The organism is Variovorax sp. MHTC-1, from assembly GCF_003984645.1.
Taxonomy (GTDB): Bacteria; Pseudomonadota; Gammaproteobacteria; order Burkholderiales; family Burkholderiaceae_C; genus Variovorax.
On sequence record NZ_RWKI01000073.1, the window covers coordinates 1 to 1,531 of the forward strand.

At 62.5% G+C, this 1,531-nt stretch carries 1 pseudogene; it reads right to left on the reverse strand.

The window, feature by feature from the left end:
• Window positions 1-1,517 (reverse strand): annotated as a pseudogene (locus tag EJI01_RS28255) (RHS repeat protein); the annotation flags it as partial.
• Window positions 1,518-1,531: the final 14 nt, after the last annotated feature.

Consider the following 1,531-nt stretch of genomic DNA (forward strand, 5'->3'; position numbering starts at 1 on the left):
CCCAATGCGTTGTGCGCATAGCGCGTCGTCGGGCTGGTGTCGCTCGCGCCAGTGGTCACGTCGCTCAATCGGCCTTCTGCGTCATAGGTATAGCTGCGCAGTCCATCGCTGGTCAGGTCGCCGTTGGCGTTGTAGCCGTAGCTCACGCTGGTGGTCGCTCCGCCCATGGTCTGACTGAAGCCGCTCAGCCGGTTGGCGCCGGAGACCACGGTGTAGGTGCGGCTGCTACTCTGGCCATTGACGCTGCGCGTGCTGGCGCTGCGATTGCCGTTGGCATCGTAGCCAAACGTCGCACTGTTTGCGGGACTGGCGCCAGCCACGGAGAAGCCCGTGATACGCCCCAAGCTGTTGTAGGTGACATTCCAGCTCACATCGGCGCTGGTGATTGTGTCGTGAGCCGGATCCGTGTCCGCTGGCTTGTAGAGGTTCTGCGTGAGGCTGGTGATGCGGCCAGCGGCGTCGTACACATAGCTGCTGAACTCGGTTGCCGTCAGTCTGCCGGCAGTATCGTAGGCGCGGCTGGCGCTCAGCGACGGCGACGTGGTCGAAAAAGCCCAGGTCCAGGCAGTGGGCTGGCCCATGGGATTCCACTGAACATTGCTCAACAGAGGCTGGCCATTCCAAGTCAGTTGCACTAGGCGGCCGGTCGAATCGTATTGGTAGCCGAGCAAGCTTCCGCCTGGGTAGGCGATGGCCGCAATCAGACCCGAACCGGCGTAGCCATAGCCGACCTGTTGGGTGAGGCCACTGGCCAGCTGCTGAGTCTTGGCGGTGACACGCCCGAAGACGTCACGTGCGTAGCTGGTGGTACCAGAGCTGTCGGTGAAGCTGGCCAGGTATCCCTTGCCGGACTGGATAGTGTCGTACGTCAGGATCGTGGTCTTGCCATTCGCGAAGCTCAGCTGCGTGGGGCGCCCCAACGCGTCGCGCACGATGTCAGTGGCCTGGCCGATCGCGTCGACAATACGGCTGGGCAGGCCCAGTGCGTCGTACTGGGTGCTGCGCGCACCGACGTCGGAACTGCTTTCGGCGGTCGCATTGCCCAAGGCGTCGCGGCCATAGCTGGTCGTCACGCCCTTGAAATCGCTGGCGCTCGTCACCGCATCGAGTGAGTTGTAGCTCAGCGATGCAGTGACGCTGGCAGCGTTGGTGATGATCTTGATTCGCCGCAGATTGTCCAACCCGAAATTGGTGCTCTGGTTGAGGCCGTTGGTCTCACGGATGCGCTCGCCGTTGGCGTCATAGAGGAAGCTGTCCGTCTGATTTGGCCCCTCGGTGCGAGACAGCTCGCGATTGATGTTGTTGATACTGCGAGCCACGCTCCAGGCAACGGCACCCGTGCTGCTCTTGATCTGCTCGGCCGTGCGATTGCCCATTCCATCGAGCGTGTAAACGCCCGACTCCCCGCGGTTGTTGCTCCAGCCGGTGAGGCGGTGGGCTGCGTCATAGCTGTAGCTCAGTATCAAGCCCGCCGGTAAGGAAAGCGTATCCAACAAGCCAGTCGGCGTGTACGTCAAGGACGTGACCTGCG